Here is a 17,180-nt window from a genome sequence, read left to right on the forward strand (position 1 = left end):
ATATCAGACCGGCTTATTGGCCGGTGGCTGGCGATGCCGCCATCCACTCGCGCAATGCCGTGTCGAAAGCGGACTTGCCGTCTGCGCCCTTTTGCAGGGTCAAAAGCGCACGTCTGCCATTGCGATAGGACACGGGGATATCGATCCAGTCGCGGGTTCTCAGCAGCTCCAGATTGGTCTTGCGTGCTTCGGGGAAGTCGTTCAGCGCGATCATATGGAAATCGTCGGTGATCTTTGCCGGAACTGCGATCAGCGCATTGCCGCGATCCTGCTCGGTAGACTTCATCGCAATACGCTGGACACTGTCGATCGCGCCGCCTTCGAAGCCGGGAGAAACCGAGAAGACGATCTCGACCAGATGGCTTGCCGGAAGCGAGGGATCGGTGTTGCGCTTGAAGGTGATGAGCGCGCTCAGGCCACGGCCGGGAATGGTGATCTGGCCCTGAACTTCCGGCGAAGGTTTGCCGGCATCATCCTTCTCATTCTGCAGCGACCAGGACACGGTGCCTTCGATTGCAGTCGGAACAGTCTGGCCGAGCACTTCCTCATAGAGGAACATGCGGTCGCCGGTTGCGGCTGCCGGAGCTGCGGTCTGCTGCGCCGCTGCCGGGGTGGCGGGCGTTGCTGCCGTCGCTGTATTTTGAGGCGCGGGCGCTTCGTTCTGCTGGTAGACCGACTGGCCTTCCGCTGTCACAGGCTGACCATTCGGGTTCGGTCCCGGACCTTCGTCCTTCTCGGTGCCATTGGCCAGGAGGCGCTGGGTGAATTTGGTGCCAGTGACAGAGCCGTCATCGGGACGCGCCGCGCCGGGCGTCGCAGCCTGGTTTTGAGCCTGTCCATTGACCGCCGGCTGGTTCGTTGCCGGTGTCGCTGCGCCATTGGCGGGCGCCGATGCGGTCTGCGAGGTTTCGCTGGAGGACGAGCCGGTCGAGGTGCTTGTCTTGGCAGAGTTGACAAGACCGCCGACCATATCGTTCAGCGTTTCGCGGTTGGCCCAGACAGCGTAACCGCCGCCTGCCAGGACGGCCAGAATACCGATCCCGAGAACCACGCCCGCGTAATTGCGCTTGGGCTTCTTCTTTGTGGCATAGGCAGCGGCAGGAATGCCTGCATTGGTAAAGCCACTATCGAAATTGCTGTTGGCCGTCTTGTCGGAACGGTTATTCGCCGCGCCGCCATCGTAACCGATCAGCTCTTCCAGATCGTCCCAGGGCGTGCGATCCTTGTCGTCCTTCTTGGCGTCATTCGTCGCAAACGGGTCTTCGTCTGCGCGCGGCAGCGCTGGTGTCGACTTTGGTGGCAGATCGAGTGCTGCATCCTGGAAATAGGAGGAGAAATCGTCGGTGGCGGCGGTGGATTTGCCCTGCTGACCCGTTTCGACTGCAGCCGCACGATCCAGATGCGAATCCTGCTCCTCGGCAATCTCATGCTGCGCGTCGTCCGACAAATGCCTGTGTTCTGGCTCTACGTTGACCTGACCGTAGTAATTGGCCTGCCCGTCGAAACCTGCCGTGTAGGGCAGTGGCGTGTTTTCATGCAGCACGGTTTCCGTGTGCCGATGTGCGGTTGTAAACGGCTCTGCGTCTTGCTTTTCGTCGCGGGTATAGGCTTCATCATAGTGGAGCGTGTCATCGTGATGCCCATTCGCGAAGATGGCGTCAGCCGGGCGTTGCTCCGCGTGAAAATGGTCGTCCTGCGACGCGCTAATGGGCGAGTAATGTTCCCCGTTTTCGTCTGCGCGCTCCCAGGGAGCGGGTTCCACGTGGCTGTCCTGGCCGATCCAGTCGCGATGGGCGTGGTCCTGCTCCTGATCGACGTCGGGCTCATGGCGAGCCTCATGATGGTGGAGGTCGTCTGCCGGCTCAGGCGCGTAGGCCGGTGCCTCTGGCTCGCTCTCATGCTGATAGGCTTCCAGCCTGCGCTCGGCCTCAGCGTCGTGATGGCTTTCCGGTGCCTCGTAGGAAGAAGGCTGAGCGTAGACATCAGCATCGTGAGCGCGTTCCGTTGCCTGGTACGCCGGTTCTTCAGCGACTTGTGGCTCGTCACGCTCGTAATGGTGTGTTTCTTCATGCGTGGCACGGGCGTCGGGATGAACATCGTCATCATAGTCTTGCCGATGCGCGGGCTCCGCAATCTGCTCTTGCGCAGCATAGCGCTGCTCGTGCGCCACGCTTTCTTCATAATAGGGAGACGACACATCTTCCTGGGCAGGGGCGGCATCGTCCGCACCTGCCTGGTCTTCTTCGATAGCGGGAAGTGCTTCGGAATATTCTCCCTCGACCTCGGCAATTGCCGTATCGAGCTTCATGATCTGCCGCTGGAGCATTTCTTCCGGCGGGCGCGGCTTCATGTTCTCAAGCTGGCGCACGACAGCGCTGCGTGCCTTGTCGTACACCTTGGCCCGGTTTTCGGGAGTATTGTTCGCCAAGCCATCCACGGCCTTGCGAATGACTGCTACAAAATCCGCCATAAGCACTTTCTCGTCGGGACCGGCCGTATACCGACCCGAAATGGGTTATGAAGTCTGATTGCTGAGGACATTAGTCCTCAAATGGGTCAGTCACAAGTATGGTGTCGTCGCGCTCCGGGCTGGTGGACAGGAGTGCCACGGGCGCACCGATCAACTCCTCGACCTGACGCACATATTTAATTGCCTGCGCAGGCAAATCCGCCCACTTGCGCGCGCCGACAGTCGATTCCTTCCATCCCTCAAGCGTGATGTAGATCGGCTCGACCCGAGCCTGTGCGCCCTGGCTTGCCGGAAGGTGATCGATTTCCTGTCCGTCGAGCTTGTAGCCGACGCAGATCTTCAACTCTTCCAGTCCGTCCAGAACGTCAAGCTTGGTAAGTGCGATACCGGTAATGCCGTTGGTTGCCACCGACTGGCGCACCAGTGCCGCATCGAACCAGCCGCAGCGGCGCTTGCGGCCCGTCACCGTGCCGAATTCATGGCCCTTTTCGCCCAGGAACTGGCCGATTTCATCATGCAGTTCGGTCGGGAATGGGCCTTCGCCAACACGTGTCGTATAGGCCTTGGTAATGCCGAGAATGTAACCGAGCGAGCCCGGGCCCATGCCTGAACCGGCGGCAGCCTGACCGGCAACCGTGTTGGAAGACGTTACATAAGGGTAGGTGCCGTGGTCGATATCGAGAAGCGAACCTTGCGCGCCTTCGAACAGAATGCGGGCTCCTGCGCGGCGCTTCTTGTCGAGCAGCAGCCAAATGGTTTCGCTGAAGGGAAGAATGCGATCGGCAATCGACGTCAGCTCTTCCATGATGGTTTCATGCGCAACTTCGGCAGCGCCGAAGCCGCGACGCAGCGCGTTGTGGTGCGTCAGAATGCGATCGACCTTGGCCGAAAGCGCTTCGCGATCTTCCAGATCCATGACGCGGATGGCACGACGGCCGACCTTGTCTTCGTAAGCAGGGCCGATACCACGGCGCGTGGTGCCGATCTTGGTGCCGCTGTTGGAGGCCGCGTCTTCGCGCATGCCGTCCAGTTCGCGGTGCAAGGAGAGGATGAGGGTGGCATTGTCTGCAATGCGCAGGTTTTCAGGCGTGACCTTGACGCCCTGAGCTTCCAGACGACCGATTTCAGCAATCAGCGCATGCGGATCGACCACCACGCCATTGCCAATGACAGCAAGCTTGCCGGGGCGAACGACGCCGGAAGGGAGCAGTGACAGCTTGTAGCTGACGCCATCAATGACAAGCGTATGACCGGCATTATGCCCACCCTGATAGCGCACGACCACGTCCGCGCGCTCGGAGAGCCAGTCAACAATCTTACCCTTGCCTTCGTCGCCCCACTGCGAGCCGACCACGACTACATTCGTCATTTCTTGCTTTCCTGCTCATGGCGCCGGGGCGCCCCTACCTCAAACCCGCAAATCTATACTGCGTTGTTTTACGGAAAGCGACCCTGTTTATGCAGCGGAATTTTGCTTTTGTAGGATAATTGTGCCCATCCTATGGCTGGAAATCGTGCAATTGCCCTTGCGAAGCCTTAAGGGCGCGTGCAGAAAATCGGCACACTCTCCGAAAGAAAGTCTCTCGCCTTGCCCTCCAGAGCCTATCTCGTTCTCACCATCGCCGCTTTGTGCTGGGGCGGAAACGCTGTCGCCGGCAAGCTTGCCGTCGGCCATATCAGCCCTATGGTGCTGACCTTTTTGCGTTGGGTGGTGGCGGTTACCATCATCGTTGCCATTTCCCTGCCGCAGCTTGCAAAGGACTGGCCGGTGGTCAGGAAGCGTCTGCCTTACTTCTTCATCCTCGGCACGGTGGGCTATACCTGTTTCAACGCGGCGCTCTACTCGGCGCTGAAATATACCTCCGCCATCAATGCCGCGGTTATCCAGGCCGTCATTCCGGCGGTGATCTTTCTCTTCAACTTCGCCTTGTTCCGGACAAGGGTTCTTGCCGTCCAGATCATCGGCTTCGTTTTGACGATCTTCGGTGTTGCGCTTCTGGCATCGCGCGGCGATCTGATGTCGCTCATCCGGCTGCAATTCAATCCGGGTGATGCCATCATGCTGCTCGCGGTGCTGGCTTACGCGATCTATACCGTCATTTTGCGGTGGAAACCGGCCGTGGACTGGCGCACCCTGATGGCCATTCCGGCCACCGCTGCGCTCATTACTTCCGTGCCGCTGATGGGATGGGAAGTGATGGGCGATCAGGCAATCTGGCCGGAAGCGAAAGGCTGGGCGATCGTCCTTTACACGGCAATCTTTCCCTCGCTCGTGGCGCAGATCTTTTTCATCAAGGGTGTGGAAGCGATCGGGCCAAACCGGGCAGGGCTGTTCATCAACCTCATTCCCGTTTTTGGAACATTTCTCTCGGTGCTGATCATCGGTGAAACGCTCCACCTCTATCAGATCATCGCGCTGCTCCTGGCACTTGGCGGCATTGCCGTTGCCGAACGAAAAAAGCCGCCTGTCGTTTGAGGCGCAAGGCCTGACGACGGGCGGCAGTCGGTCATGATGCTTTGGAAACGATGATCAGTGCTTTGTCGCGGTCTGGTCGAAGCGCTGGAAATAATCGTCGAGTGCCGACAAAGCCTTCCGCCGCTCGATATCCACGCGCTCGCCCCGCTGGATTGCTGGTGGGGCCGAGACCACGTTCTGTTCGAGGGATGCAAAACCTCTGGCAAAGCCGCCGGGACCTGCTGCGTGGGCATGATCTGCGATGGATGCGATGACGATGCCACACAGTGCTGCGGCGAAAAGCTTCTTCAACATGTGATACCCCGGTTCGTGTCCGGCTTTGCACCGGCTTTCTTGCGCTTCGGTTATCGCGCCGGGATTTTCAACTTGGCCCGGCGCCTGTTGGAGACGACATTAGGGCTCAAATTTTGCGCTGCGTTTAAATCGATCGGTACAATTTTATCGGTCTTTATTTTTAATGCGGTCGATCGATATTCTTCGCCGCCTCACGCATTTTTCTGCCGGTTCATCAGTTCGCTGGCGCGACTTGCTAAGCTCTGGCGATCGCTGACACTCTGCGCATCGGCAATGAGTGCTGGAAGGGGAGAGGCGTCGCCTTCCTGTGCTGCCGTCAATGCGATCATGCGAGCGGCGATCTGCCCTATCTCCTTGCGGATCGCCTCATCATTCTTCCTGTCTTTCACGGTCAGAAGCCGTTCGGTCAGCGCCGTGCCCTGATTGCGGATGTCCTCGATTTCGCGGGCCAGTCGCTCGGGGCTTTCGGATGCACCGCCAAGTTCGATGATCGGAACGTTGGTCGGGGCGGGCAACTGCGCGTCGCTTATTTTGCTAAGTCCGGAGGATTTTTCCTTCAGTCTGGCTATTTCCTGGACGCGACGCTCCAGCAGCATTTCGTTGTCGGCATTGCGCGCCATTTCCTTGGCAAGCTGATCTTCCAGTCGCGCGATCTTGCGGCTTTCCCGGTTCATATGCTGGGCGGTTTCACGGGCTTTGACGTCCGCTTCCTCCAACCGACGTGTCATCTCTTCGCGTTCCTTGCGCCAAGAGGTTGCCTTTTGCTTTGCCTGCTCGATTTCCAGATCTCGGGCCGAGAGCGCAATCTTGAGATCATCCAGTTCCCGCGACACGGCGCCGACGCGCTTTGTGAGGTTGGAGATTTCCTGGGTTCGGGCAATGGCCGTTTCTTCGGCATCGTTCAGCTTCGTAGTCAATCGCGCCACGGCATCTTCATGGCGGCGAGCCTTCGCGCGCAGGTCGCCCGCTTCCAGCGCCATGTTTTCCAGTTGCTGTTTCAAGTCGCGGGTTTCGGCCAGAAGGCGACCGGTTTCGGCTTGAGCGGCCTCGTTCTTGAACTTCAGGGCAAGCGCTTTTTCGCGCTCGGCATCCAGTTCCTGGCGCGTGCGTGCGTTTTCCGCAGCATAGAGCGCCCGGGCCATATCCTTCTGCGCACGCACTTCCTGCGGGCTCATCGGCATGGTCGCCCGCAATCGCTTTTCCGTATAGGAAACGATGCGCCGGTTGATCGCAGGTGCGATCAATGAAACCAGAAGAATTGCGCAGAGAAAACCAAGGCCGAAAATCAGGGCGTACTCAATCACGCGTGGTCGTCTCCACAAGAAGCGCCACGGTTCGAAAACCCTCTATGGCAGCTCATTTCATCGTCGCGGCGCAGACTGTCACGTCAATCTTGCGCCAGGCGGTCATCGCCTTACACGCTGGTCGTGTTCAAGCAGTTTATCGCAAAAGGGCGCGTCTGACGAATCAGAACGGATTCCAGGTGGGCTGGGGCGTAAGCTTCAGATAGCCGACATTGATGCCAAGTCGCGCACCGATGCCAGTGCGGATTGGGGCAATGGTGACGTCGCTGTTTTTCAGAACCGTCATGCCCACGCCTGCGACGATGAAGGCAGAGCCGCTGACGCCGCCATAGCGGCGATAGAGCGAATTGACGGAGGGAAGATTATAGACGAGCATCATGGCGCGGGTGCCCTGGCCGCCGTAGTCGAGCCCGAGCGAGGGGCCCTGCCAGAAGACCGGATGTTGCCCGGCATTCTTCGTGTAGAGCGTGCCTTCGCCGTAGGTCAGGCCTGCGACGAAGGCGCCGGAGCCTTCCTGACCGAGAATATAACCATTCGGCAGACCGTACTGCTGAAATGCGCGTTCCACCACCTTCGCAAGTCCGCCCGTCGTCTCGCCGAAGAAGCCGTGACCGGCATCGACGATTTCCTGAATGGTGTATTGATCGCTGCTTTGCGCAGATGCCTGCGCCGCCGACATAGAAAGGCCCGCAAGGATCACGAAAATCTTGACCAGTCCGAGGCGTGCGATGGTGCGGAGTTGGTTAATTCGCATCGTCAGTTCCGTCCGTCTGTTTGTTACCACTGTCCTGTTAAGACATTTGGCATTTTGAGACCATCATATTAACAATCGGTTTACCAAATATGGTGTCATTATGGCTTAACAATTTCGATAGGGTCCGCGCCGCATTCGCGCAGGAGAAAATTTATGACGACCAAACTCAATCTTTCGCTCTCCGGCCCCGATCTGGCGGCGCTTCTGTGCAGCCGCGTTTGCCATGACGTGATTTCGCCGGTTGGCGCCATCAATAACGGACTGGAGCTTCTCGATGAGGGTGGCACCGATGCCGATGCGCTGGATCTGATCCGTACCTCGGCTCTGAATGCGTCCGTGCGCCTGAAGTTCGCCCGTCTTGCTTTCGGCGCGTCCGGCTCTGCCGGCGCGTCTATCGATACCGGAGAGGCCGAAAAGGCCGCAAAGGACTTCGCCGCTGCGGAAAAGAAGGTGGAAGTGACTTGGTCCGGTCCACGCGCCATCGTCGCCAAGAACCGCGTCAAGCTGCTACTCAACCTCTTTCTCGTTGCCTACGGCGCGATCCCGCGTGGCGGCAATGCGGATATCGTTCTCGAAAACCCGGAAGGCGATGCCCGCTTCGAAATCACCGTCAAAGGCCGGATGATGCGCGTGCCTGCCAAATTCGCTTCCATCGCCGCAGGCGCGGAAGAAGAACCGATCGACGCGCATTCCGTTCAGCCTTACTATACGCTGCTGCTTGCCGAAGAGGCCGGAATGGTAATCGAATATAAGGTGCATGAGGACCGCGTGGTCTTCACGGCCTCCATGGCTCAGGCTGCCGAAGCGGCCTGATTGGATAAATGGGTGGGCCACCGTTAAGTTGGCCCATTTCCTTTGCAGTGTAGAAGCGGCGTTGGCTTTAAAGCGATTGCCCTTTCACTGGCATCGTGACGCGCTTGCTGGGCTCGTCAAAACCACTTCACCATCACCTCGTTGGCATAGGACTGTTCGCCAATCCGAAACGCGGTCTGACCGTCCCGCGTGAATCCGAGGCGCTCGTAGAAGACGATGGCGTCCCTATTCTCGCTATTCACGGCGAGCCACACGCCCTTGCATCCTTGCTCACCGCAGAGCTTGAAAGCTTCAGCAAGAAGCCGCTTGCCGATGCCTTTTCCCTTATGCCTCGGCTGAACGTAGAGCGTTGCGATCTCCGTTCCTGGACCGTTATCGGCAGGAGCGGGGCTGCGAAGCGTGACGCGCACGAAGCCGTCCATGCCTTCGCTGTTTTCGGATATCAGGATGATCTCGTTCTTATCATCGATGAGCGTTTCGAATTTTTCCGTGGTGAAGGCCGATAGCGCGTAATCGGCGAAGAATTTCGATACACCGTTTTTAAGATAGGTGCCGATCCAAACCTCGATGGACAGTGCGGCAAGGCTAGAGGCGTCGTCTTTGGACGCCGTGCGAATCATCATCACATCCTCTTCTCCTGCAGCATCGGCCTGAAAAATCGACGTCGAATTTGGCAAAGCGCTATACGTCTATCGAAAAAGCTCTGGCATCCATGGCGCGTCCAACGCAATGCACGGCACTCTATGGTCGCGCTATGCGCGGACAAAACAAAACCCGCCGTTTGCACGGCGGGTTTGTCATGACAATCATGCTTGGGAGGCATGTTGAGGGGATGATCAGGCAGTCTCAAGAAATTCGGCGTTGCCATCCGGCTCGCGAAGCACGTAGCCGCGGCCCCAGACGGTTTCGATGTAGTTCGCGCCGCCTGCCGCGTTTGCAAGCTTCTTGCGCAGTTTGCAGATGAACACGTCGATGATCTTCAGTTCAGGCTCATCCATGCCGCCGTAGAGGTGGTTGAGGAACATTTCCTTGGTGAGCGTGGTGCCCTTGCGGAGCGACAGCAGCTCCAGCATCTGGTATTCCTTACCCGTCAGGTGAACCCGCTGGCCGCCGACTTCAACTGTCTTGGCATCCAGGTTGACGATCAGCTCGCCGGTGGCGATGACCGACTGGGCGTGACCCTTGGAGCGGCGCACGATGGCGTGGATGCGGGCAACAAGCTCGTCCTTGTGGAAGGGCTTGGTCATGTAGTCGTCTGCGCCGAAGCCGAGGCCGCGCACCTTATCTTCGATACCGGCCATGCCCGACAGGATGAGGATCGGTGTCTTGACCTTGGACAGGCGCAGCGTTCTCAAGACCTCATACCCGGACATGTCCGGCAGGTTAAGATCGAGAAGGATAATATCGTAATCGTAGAGCTTTCCAAGATCCACGCCTTCCTCGCCGAGGTCGGTGGTGTAGACGTTGAAACTTTCCGACTTCAACATCAGCTCAATGCTCTGAGCCGTTGCGCTGTCGTCTTCAATAAGTAGAACCCGCATAATTATCCCCTTTGCCGCCCGCGGTCAGTAAATGAATCCCTTTTGCGCGATGCGGATCCAGACGTTGCCTGATTTGCAGGCTGCCACCAAATGGTTAACAAATTCTTCTCTCCTTTGGCAAGGTGTGGAGAATTCATTAAATAGTTCGGGCACTCTGCTGTTTTTCAACGTGAATCCCTCATCGCCAAACATGAACCAACGAATGAGGAAAACCCCGTAAGTGATTCAATCGACTCTACCATTGTCGTGCCCAGTGTTTTTTTGGGCTTGGCATTTACCGACCCTTAAATGATCCGCCTTATCATTAACGATGCCCGTAAATGAAAAGTTAACAGCGCAGTTTTTTTATTAATGTCGGGTAACTTTTGAGAATCATTCCGGCACATGCCGGAGTGGCGGGTTGGTTCCTGTTTGAACCGGGGTCTCGCTATCCATGGAGTATTGAGTATGAAGTCGCGTGACAGCCTAGTTCGCCTGAAGGAATTTCAGGTCAACGAAAAACGTCGTCAGTTGCAACAGCTGCAGTCGATGATGTCCGAATTCGAACGGATGGCCAAGGAATTGGTCCATCAGATCTCTCTCGAAGAAAGCAAGTCCGGGATCACGGACCCCAGTCATTTTGCCTATCCGACTTTTGCCAAGGCCGCACGCCAGCGTGCCGATAACCTGCAGGTTTCGATCCGCGAGTTGAAGATGCAGCAGGAAGCCGCCGAAGCCTCTCTGGAAGAGGTGCAGGCCGAATATGAAAAGGCTGCTGCTCTCGAAAACCGCGATACGGCTGTTCGCGCCCGCGCCTGACGCTCTTTGCGTTAACAAAGGCGCGTTAACCTGACGTCATTGACGGCGGCCAGCTGATCAGGAGGCTGCTTTCAATGACGCTTGTGCTCTTAATCTTAATGATTGCGATCCGCCGGCCGATGCCTGGCGGATTTTTTTATGGCCTGAACTATGCCGTCGTCATTGCTGCGCCGGTGCGCATGATTTGATTGCGCCTCCTTGGCCCGAAGAGGTGCTCATGAGCGCATATGTGCGACGTTGGACGGTTACGACTGCATAGCAAGCGCGGGAGGGGGAGGTGTTACCTGACGCCGGCGTGGCAAAGCGCCTGTGAAGCTCGCAGACCTTTTCGCATGGCGGGTAAACGGCACTCCCAAAAACGAAAACGGCGTCACACCGTCCCGTGTTCACGGGATGGGATGACGCCTGATCCGGATTGGCAGGACGCAACCAAGTGCGCCCGTGCCGAAACGTCTAGTGGCGGTACTGCTGAATCCGCGTGGTGCGCAGGCCAGCAAGGCCATGATCGGCAATCGAAGACTGCCAGGACAGGAATTCCTCCACTGTCAGCGTATAACGTTCACAGGCCTCCTCAAGGCTCAGAAGACCCCCGCGCACGGCGGCGACGACTTCGGCCTTTCGGCGGATGACCCATCGACGTGTGTCGGCGGGCGGCAGATCGGCAATCGTCAGGGGGCTGCCATCGGGGCCGATGACATATTTAACTCGTGGGCGTATCATTTCGGTCATTGGACACTCTACACAAACTCAAGACCATATGCTGCGCACTTTAGGGAGGTACCTTTAAAAATTACCTAAGCAGTTGGAGAGAATTTTTTAACAATTTGAATGATTTCGCCGGGTTTGTTCGTGTTTTGCGAAACATCAGCCCAAAAATGGGCGCTTTGGCGCTGTCCGGACGCCCAAAATTATTTTGCGCGGGGCGCGTTTTTATTGCTCTTGCCGATCGGAGTGAGACGTCCATCCCCTTATCGCGGGGGGGCGCCCCAGGCGATGAAGTCGGGATTGGCGAGCATATCGTCATTGCTGCGGTCGATCTCGTAACGCAGCGGAAGGCCCGCCATATCGAGAGTGATGCCGCCTGCCGCGCGCAGCACCGCATCACCGGCCGCTGTGTCCCACATCATGGTGCGGCTGAAGCGCGGATAAACATCGGCAGCGCCTTCCGCCAACATGCAGAACTTCAGCGAAGAACCTATCGAAATGCTGTCGATCAGACCATTGTCCGCGACGAAAGCTTCCGTCTTCGGGGTGCAGTGCGAACGGCTGATCACCGCGACGGGTAGGGCAGGTTTGGCGCGGCAGCGAATGGAGTGGTTCGATGCCGGTTCGAAGTCGCCCGAGATGAACAGCTTGCGCGCTCTTTCGCCTTCACCCGTCCAGGCGACACCGAGCGCTGGCGCATAGACCACGCCGATTACCGGTTTGCCGCTTCGAATAAGTGCGATGTTGACAGTGAAATCCTGTTTGCCGGAAATGAATTCCTTGGTGCCGTCCAGCGGATCGACGAGAAAGAAATCGCTATCGACTTCAGGCACATGGCCGGTCGTTGCGGCTTCTTCCGCGACCACGGGGATATCGCGATAGTCGCGCGCAAGAGCCGAGAGAATGATGTCTTCGGCGCGCTGATCCGCCTCGGTCACGGGCGAGCAATCATTCTTATAGGTAACGTGCGGACCTGCGGCATGAACCGCCATGATTTCCCTGCCGGCGCTTAAAGCCGCCGCGATCAGACTTTCCAGCATCTTCAATCCTTCGAGCCCGATCCCGTCAGACCGTAGTGGCCGCAATTGGTTTGCGCTTAGATATTCGAGAGCGTCGTTACTCTACGCATTATCTGCAAAGCGTTGGTTACGCCGGAAGACGGTTATGGTCAAATATATCTATTTGGGGGCAAGCAGGACGTTCTGCGCGCTTAAATTTTCGGGCCTGTCTGCCGCTTTCATGAACTTTTTGATGCCGATTGTGGCAATCCACGAGTGAACATCATTTTTTGTGCATATTTCCACCTTTTTGGCTTCACATTTTTAACGAACGCGATAAGGGTTTGCGTCAAGAGGGACAAAAAACGGCAATGAGAGCCCTCATGAAGCAACATAAACGAGACGCGTTCCAATTCGAGAACGTGTCCAGGGGAAAAATATGGAGTATTTTATCCAGCAGCTCATCAACGGGCTGACTCTTGGATCGATCTACGGCCTCATCGCTATTGGCTACACGATGGTCTACGGCATCATCGGCATGATCAACTTCGCCCACGGCGATATCTTCATGCTTGGCGGCTTTGCCGCGCTGATCGTCTTTCTCATTCTCACCTCCTTCATTGCAGGCCTTCCAGTCGCCCTCCTTCTGTTGGTGATGATGGTCGTTGCGATGCTGGTGACGGGCCTGTGGAACTGGGCGATCGAGCGCGTGGCCTATCGTCCGCTGCGTGGCTCTTTCCGCCTCGCGCCGCTGATCACGGCCATCGGCATGTCGATCGTGCTGTCCAACTTCATCCAGGTCACGCAGGGTCCGCGCAACAAGCCGATCCCGCCTATGGTGACCGATACCTATCATTTTGGCGCGATCACCATTTCGCTGAAGCAGCTGTTGATCGTGGCGATCACATCGGTTCTGCTGTTCGCCTTCTGGTACATCGTCAACAAGACACCGCTTGGCCGTGCACAGCGCGCCACGGAGCAGGACCGCAAGATGGCGGCATTGCTCGGCGTCGACGTCGACCGGACGATCTCCGTCACCTTCGTTATGGGCGCCGCGCTCGCTGCCGTCGCCGGTACGATGTACCTGATGTATTACGGCGTCGCCTCGTTCAATGACGGTTTCATCCCCGGCGTCAAGGCCTTCACGGCCGCGGTTCTGGGCGGCATCGGTTCGCTTCCGGGTGCCGTTCTCGGCGGTCTGCTGATCGGTCTGATCGAGTCGCTCTGGTCGGCGTATTTCTCCATCGCCTACAAGGACGTGGCCGCCTTCGGCATCCTGGCCTTCGTGCTGATATTCAAGCCGACTGGCATTCTGGGCCGTCCGGAAGTCGAGAAGGTTTAAGCATATGGCAAATATTCCTTCCGACAACGCCGCCGAGCAGAACGTCATGGCCAGAGCGGTGAAGGAGGCCATCATTGCCGGCTTCGTCTCGCTTGGCATGTTCCTTCTTTATGTCGGCATCGTCACCTATCAGGATATCAACAATCAGTTGGTCTGGGGCACGCGCTGGGGGCTTCTGGCGATCTTCGTCGCAATTGCCGCCGTCGGTCGCTTCATCGTGGTCGGTGTCATCGAGCCGCATCTCGACCGCCGCAAGCTCGCCAAGTCCAAGGCTGGCATTCTGGAAATCTCCGAGGAAAAGAATTTTTTCCACAAGCATTTCCTGAAGATCGCGCTGGTTTTTCTGCTGGCCTATCCCCTCGTTGCCGTCTACTTCAAAGGCGCTCAGGGCTCGCTGATCTTCGTCGACAATTTCGGCATCCAGATTCTCATCTATGTGATGCTGGCCTGGGGTCTGAACATCGTCGTCGGTCTGGCCGGTCTGCTCGATCTCGGCTATGTCGCCTTCTATGCAGTCGGTGCCTATTCCTACGCGCTGCTCTCCAGCTATTTTGGTCTATCCTTCTGGGTGCTTCTGCCGCTTGCGGGTATCCTTGCCGCCTTCTGGGGCGTCATTCTCGGCTTTCCTGTGCTGCGCCTGCGCGGTGACTATCTGGCCATCGTCACACTTGCATTCGGCGAAATCATCCGTCTTGTGCTTCTGAACTGGACGGACGTGACGCGAGGCACCTTCGGGATCTCCGGCATTGCCAAGGCATCGGTGTTCGGCATCTGGTCTTTCGATGTCGGGGCGCCGAACAACTTCACCAAGGCTTTCGGCCTGCCGATGTCGTCGGGTTACTACAAGATCTTCCTCTTCTACGTGATCCTGCTTCTGTGCATGCTGACGGCCTACGTCACCATCAAGCTGCGTCGCATGCCGATCGGTCGTGCCTGGGAAGCGCTGCGCGAGGACGAAATCGCCTGCCGCTCGCTCGGTATCGATACGGTCAAGACCAAGCTTACCGCATTCGCAACGGGTGCGATGTTCGGCGGCTTTGCAGGCTCCTTCTTTGCTGCGCGCCAGGGCTTCGTGTCTCCGGAAAGCTTCGTCTTCCTGGAATCGGCGGTTATTCTGGCGATCGTCGTTCTCGGCGGCATGGGCTCGCTGACCGGTATTGCTATTGCTGCAGTCGTCATGGTCGGCGGTACCGAGCTTCTGCGTGAAATGGAATTCCTGAAGCATGTCTTCGGCCCGGATTTCACGCCTGAACTCTACCGCATGCTGCTCTTCGGCCTAGCGATGGTCATCGTCATGCTGTTCAAACCGCGCGGCTTCGTTGGCTCGCGCGAACCCACGGCCTTCCTGAAAAAACGCAAGTCTGTCTCCGGCAGCTTCACCAAGGAAGGTCACGGCTGATGGCGTCCGGAAACACTGCGATGAACAAGAATACCATCCTGAAGGTCGAACATCTGTCGATGCGCTTCGGCGGTCTGATGGCGATCAACGACCTCTCCTTCGACGTGAAGCGCGGCGATATCACCGCGCTGATCGGCCCGAACGGCGCTGGCAAGACCACCGTGTTCAACTGCATCACCGGTTTCTACAAGCCGACGATGGGGATGATCACCATGGTGCGCAGCAATGGCGAGGAGCACCTGCTCGAGCGGTTGCCGGACTTCGAAGTGACCAAGAAGGCCAAGGTTGCTCGTACCTTCCAGAACATCCGCCTGTTTTCAGGCCTGACGGTTTTGGAAAACCTGCTGGTGGCCCAGCACAACAAGCTCATGAAGGCGTCGGGCTACACCATCCTCGGCCTGCTCGGTCTTCCCGCCTATACGCATGCGGCGGAAGCATCGATCGAAAAGGCCAAGTACTGGCTGGAGAAGGCCGATCTCATCGATCGTGCCGACGATCCGGCGGGCGATCTTTCCTATGGCGCGCAGCGGCGTCTGGAAATTGCCCGTGCCATGTGTACCGAGCCTGAACTTCTTTGCCTCGACGAACCCGCCGCCGGTCTCAACCCGAAGGAATCGTTGGCGCTCAACACCCTGTTGCGCAGCATTCGTGACGAGGGAACTTCGTTGCTCCTGATCGAACATGACATGTCGGTCGTCATGGAAATCTCCGACCACGTCGTGGTGCTCGAATATGGGCAGAAGATTTCCGACGGTACGCCGGATCATGTGAAGAACGATCCAAAGGTCATCGCCGCCTATCTGGGTGTCGAGGATGATGAAGTGGAAGACGTGATTGCAGAAGAACTCAACGGGGGAGCCGTCTGATGTCTGACACTCTCCTGAAAATTCAAGGCGTTGAAACTTACTACGGCAATATCCGCGCTCTTGCTGGCGTGGATGTCGAGGTGAAGAAGGGCGAGATCGTCTCTCTCATCGGCGCCAATGGTGCTGGCAAGTCGACGCTGATGATGACGATCTGCGGCGCGCCACAGGCCCGCCATGGCGAAATCATCTTCGACGGCGAGGACATTACCCGTGTGCCGACGCATATGATTGCGCGCAAGCGCATCGCCCAGTCTCCCGAAGGACGCCGGATTTTCCCGCGCATGTCGGTGCTGGAAAATCTGCAGATGGGCGCCAATCTCGACAACCTGAAATACTTCAAGGAAGACGTCGAGAAGGTCTTCACGATGTTCCCTCGTCTCAAGGAGCGTCAAAGCCAGCGCGGCGGAACGCTTTCGGGCGGCGAGCAGCAGATGCTGTCTATCGGCCGCGCGCTGATGTCGCGTCCAAAGCTTCTGCTACTGGACGAGCCATCGCTCGGTCTGGCTCCTCTGATCGTCAAGGGTATCTTCGAGGCGATCAAGAAGCTCAACCAGGAAGAGGGGCTGACCGTCTTCCTCGTCGAGCAGAATGCTTTTGCCGCCCTCAAGCTTTCGGACCGCGCTTACGTCATGGTCAATGGCAAGGTGACGATGAGCGGTTCCGGCAAGGAGCTTCTTGCCAACCCTGAAGTGCGCGCAGCCTATCTCGAAGGCGGTCGTCACTGACGGTGAAAACTGTGCGGGGATCTCCGATACCCGTGCTTTGACAAAGCGCAAAAATTTTTATGATTTTGTGCCGTTGCCCATGAAAAAGTGCTTGCTTTCGAAGGCGTTGGGCGCAAATCTGCTAAAAGCCTGTCAGACTGCCTAGCTGGTTTGGCGGAGCAAAAACAAACAATAAAGCTTGCCGGAAAACGGTCGAGCGAAAACGGAAAACAGGGCCGTTCGCGATTTCGTCGGCGGCGCTGATTGGGGAAAATATGCAGGGCCTTTTTTTCGAAACCGATAATGGCGTTCGCTATGTCTTGCGCGCGCTTGTCGTTCTTCTCGGCTTCTGGACAGCCTGGCGCACCGGTAAGTCCGTGGCGGAAGGCTGGGGCAACTACTGGCAGGTGGTGATTTACGCACTGCTTCTGGGCTGCGTCATGCGCTTTCTGCACTACGCGCTCTTTGCCGGTCCCCTGCTGAACGGCTTCTACTATCTAATCGATGTCGTGGTTCTCCTCGCCTTCGCAACGGCTGGTTTCCGCATCCGTCGCACGCGCCAGATGGTCGATAACTACTACTGGCTTTATGACCGGACCTCGGCATTTTCCTATAAGAAGAAACATTGACAGACGGGTTTTTCTGAAATCAGAATTCCCTCCTGAGTGGAACAGCTTGGACAGTTAATTTGGGTGCTGGACAGGTCAAGAAAATCA

General features: G+C 57.5%; 17 protein-coding genes. 8 read left to right on the forward strand and 9 right to left on the reverse strand.

The window, feature by feature from the left end; genetic code table 11:
* Positions 1–13 precede the first annotated feature (13 nt).
* Positions 14–2,470, reverse strand: a complete 2,457-nt coding sequence (locus QZ869_RS02040) for a hypothetical protein (RefSeq protein WP_296102227.1) — start codon at positions 2,468–2,470, stop codon at positions 14–16.
* Between the two features lie 70 nt (positions 2,471–2,540).
* The gene (locus QZ869_RS02045) at positions 2,541–3,839 is read right to left on the reverse strand and encodes an adenylosuccinate synthase (protein WP_296020174.1); all 1,299 of its coding nucleotides are present in this window, start codon (positions 3,837–3,839) and stop codon (positions 2,541–2,543) included.
* A gap of 219 nt (positions 3,840–4,058) precedes the next feature.
* On the opposite strand from QZ869_RS02045, the gene QZ869_RS02050 reads away from it, so the two are divergent.
* Positions 4,059–4,946, forward strand: a complete 888-nt coding sequence (locus QZ869_RS02050; RefSeq protein WP_296036376.1) for a DMT family transporter — start codon at positions 4,059–4,061, stop codon at positions 4,944–4,946.
* 54 nt (positions 4,947–5,000) lie between these two features.
* Here the strand turns inward: QZ869_RS02050 and QZ869_RS02055 are convergent, their stop codons facing one another.
* The 3 genes from QZ869_RS02055 to QZ869_RS02065 all read right to left on the reverse strand — a co-directional run bounded on the left by QZ869_RS02055 (position 5,001) and on the right by QZ869_RS02065 (position 7,304).
* Positions 5,001–5,240 carry a hypothetical protein gene (locus QZ869_RS02055; RefSeq protein ID WP_296036342.1) on the reverse strand — a complete coding sequence of 80 codons (240 nt, stop codon included), beginning with the start codon at positions 5,238–5,240 and terminating at the stop codon, positions 5,001–5,003.
* A 191-nt stretch (positions 5,241–5,431) separates the two neighbouring features.
* Entirely contained in the window at positions 5,432–6,544 is a 1,113-nt protein-coding gene (locus tag QZ869_RS02060; protein WP_296036343.1) for a hypothetical protein, read from the reverse strand.
* A gap of 163 nt (positions 6,545–6,707) precedes the next feature.
* Positions 6,708–7,304 carry an EipA family protein gene (locus tag QZ869_RS02065; protein ID WP_296036379.1) on the reverse strand — a complete coding sequence of 199 codons (597 nt, stop codon included), beginning with the start codon at positions 7,302–7,304 and terminating at the stop codon, positions 6,708–6,710.
* A 147-nt stretch (positions 7,305–7,451) separates the two neighbouring features.
* On the opposite strand from QZ869_RS02065, the gene chpT reads away from it, so the two are divergent.
* Positions 7,452–8,111, forward strand: coding sequence for a histidine phosphotransferase ChpT (gene chpT / locus QZ869_RS02070; RefSeq protein ID WP_296036345.1), 660 nt, complete (start codon positions 7,452–7,454; stop codon positions 8,109–8,111).
* 116 nt (positions 8,112–8,227) lie between these two features.
* Here the strand turns inward: chpT and QZ869_RS02075 are convergent, their stop codons facing one another.
* Positions 8,228–8,734, reverse strand: coding sequence for a GNAT family N-acetyltransferase (locus QZ869_RS02075; RefSeq protein ID WP_296036347.1), 507 nt, complete (start codon positions 8,732–8,734; stop codon positions 8,228–8,230).
* Between the two features lie 213 nt (positions 8,735–8,947).
* The gene (ctrA, locus tag QZ869_RS02080) at positions 8,948–9,652 is read right to left on the reverse strand and encodes a response regulator transcription factor CtrA (protein WP_113267004.1); all 705 of its coding nucleotides are present in this window, start codon (positions 9,650–9,652) and stop codon (positions 8,948–8,950) included.
* Positions 9,653–10,099: 447 nt separating this feature from the next.
* Between ctrA and QZ869_RS02085 the strand changes: the two genes are divergently transcribed.
* Complete coding sequence (locus QZ869_RS02085; protein ID WP_296020159.1) at positions 10,100–10,450, forward strand: flagellar export protein FliJ; 351 nt, start codon at positions 10,100–10,102, stop codon at positions 10,448–10,450.
* Positions 10,451–10,903: 453 nt separating this feature from the next.
* Here the strand turns inward: QZ869_RS02085 and QZ869_RS02090 are convergent, their stop codons facing one another.
* Together QZ869_RS02090 and cysQ are read right to left on the reverse strand one after the other, a co-directional pair.
* Entirely contained in the window at positions 10,904–11,179 is a 276-nt protein-coding gene (locus QZ869_RS02090) for a DUF1153 domain-containing protein (RefSeq protein ID WP_062426213.1), read from the reverse strand.
* Positions 11,180–11,418: 239 nt separating this feature from the next.
* Positions 11,419–12,195 (reverse strand): 3'(2'),5'-bisphosphate nucleotidase CysQ, encoded by a 777-nt coding sequence (cysQ, locus tag QZ869_RS02095; RefSeq protein WP_296036349.1) that lies wholly within the window; start codon positions 12,193–12,195, stop codon positions 11,419–11,421.
* Between the two features lie 397 nt (positions 12,196–12,592).
* On the opposite strand from cysQ, the gene QZ869_RS02100 reads away from it, so the two are divergent.
* The 5 genes from QZ869_RS02100 to QZ869_RS02120 all read left to right on the forward strand — a co-directional run bounded on the left by QZ869_RS02100 (position 12,593) and on the right by QZ869_RS02120 (position 17,093).
* Positions 12,593–13,495, forward strand: coding sequence for a branched-chain amino acid ABC transporter permease (locus QZ869_RS02100; RefSeq protein WP_296020151.1), 903 nt, complete (start codon positions 12,593–12,595; stop codon positions 13,493–13,495).
* Between the two features lie 4 nt (positions 13,496–13,499).
* On the forward strand, positions 13,500–14,894 hold the full coding sequence (gene livM, locus QZ869_RS02105) for a high-affinity branched-chain amino acid ABC transporter permease LivM (RefSeq protein ID WP_296020148.1): 1,395 nt from the start codon (positions 13,500–13,502) through the stop codon (positions 14,892–14,894).
* Positions 14,894–15,760 carry an ABC transporter ATP-binding protein gene (locus QZ869_RS02110; RefSeq protein ID WP_296020145.1) on the forward strand — a complete coding sequence of 289 codons (867 nt, stop codon included), beginning with the start codon at positions 14,894–14,896 and terminating at the stop codon, positions 15,758–15,760. Before livM ends, QZ869_RS02110 begins: the two co-directional genes overlap by 1 nt.
* On the forward strand, positions 15,760–16,485 hold the full coding sequence (locus tag QZ869_RS02115; protein ID WP_296020142.1) for an ABC transporter ATP-binding protein: 726 nt from the start codon (positions 15,760–15,762) through the stop codon (positions 16,483–16,485). Before QZ869_RS02110 ends, QZ869_RS02115 begins: the two co-directional genes overlap by 1 nt.
* Before the next feature lie 254 nt (positions 16,486–16,739).
* A complete protein-coding gene (locus tag QZ869_RS02120) occupies positions 16,740–17,093 on the forward strand; it encodes a DUF6867 family protein (RefSeq protein ID WP_296096765.1) in 354 nt (117 codons plus the stop codon).
* Positions 17,094–17,180: the final 87 nt, after the last annotated feature.

The sequence above is a fragment of the uncultured Agrobacterium sp. genome, assembly GCF_913777885.1.
In the GTDB taxonomy this organism is placed as follows: Bacteria; Pseudomonadota; Alphaproteobacteria; order Rhizobiales; family Rhizobiaceae; genus Agrobacterium.

What these genes read in the sequence shown, in the direction of transcription:
- QZ869_RS02040 (WP_296102227.1), bottom strand. Translation starts at nt 2,470, where the DNA reads ATGGCGGATTTTGTAGCAGTCATTCGCAAGGCCGTGGATGGCTTGGCG.
- QZ869_RS02045 (WP_296020174.1), bottom strand. Translation starts at nt 3,839, where the DNA reads ATGACGAATGTAGTCGTGGTCGGCTCGCAGTGGGGCGACGAAGGCAAG.
- QZ869_RS02055 (WP_296036342.1), bottom strand. Translation starts at nt 5,240, where the DNA reads ATGTTGAAGAAGCTTTTCGCCGCAGCACTGTGTGGCATCGTCATCGCA.
- chpT (WP_296036345.1), top strand. Translation starts at nt 7,452, where the DNA reads ATGACGACCAAACTCAATCTTTCGCTCTCCGGCCCCGATCTGGCGGCG.
- QZ869_RS02075 (WP_296036347.1), bottom strand. Translation starts at nt 8,734, where the DNA reads ATGATGATTCGCACGGCGTCCAAAGACGACGCCTCTAGCCTTGCCGCA.
- ctrA (WP_113267004.1), bottom strand. Translation starts at nt 9,652, where the DNA reads ATGCGGGTTCTACTTATTGAAGACGACAGCGCAACGGCTCAGAGCATT.
- QZ869_RS02085 (WP_296020159.1), top strand. Translation starts at nt 10,100, where the DNA reads ATGAAGTCGCGTGACAGCCTAGTTCGCCTGAAGGAATTTCAGGTCAAC.
- QZ869_RS02090 (WP_062426213.1), bottom strand. Translation starts at nt 11,179, where the DNA reads ATGACCGAAATGATACGCCCACGAGTTAAATATGTCATCGGCCCCGAT.
- cysQ (WP_296036349.1), bottom strand. Translation starts at nt 12,195, where the DNA reads ATGCTGGAAAGTCTGATCGCGGCGGCTTTAAGCGCCGGCAGGGAAATC.
- QZ869_RS02100 (WP_296020151.1), top strand. Translation starts at nt 12,593, where the DNA reads ATGGAGTATTTTATCCAGCAGCTCATCAACGGGCTGACTCTTGGATCG.
- livM (WP_296020148.1), top strand. Translation starts at nt 13,500, where the DNA reads ATGGCAAATATTCCTTCCGACAACGCCGCCGAGCAGAACGTCATGGCC.
- QZ869_RS02110 (WP_296020145.1), top strand. Translation starts at nt 14,894, where the DNA reads ATGGCGTCCGGAAACACTGCGATGAACAAGAATACCATCCTGAAGGTC.
- QZ869_RS02115 (WP_296020142.1), top strand. Translation starts at nt 15,760, where the DNA reads ATGTCTGACACTCTCCTGAAAATTCAAGGCGTTGAAACTTACTACGGC.
- QZ869_RS02120 (WP_296096765.1), top strand. Translation starts at nt 16,740, where the DNA reads ATGCAGGGCCTTTTTTTCGAAACCGATAATGGCGTTCGCTATGTCTTG.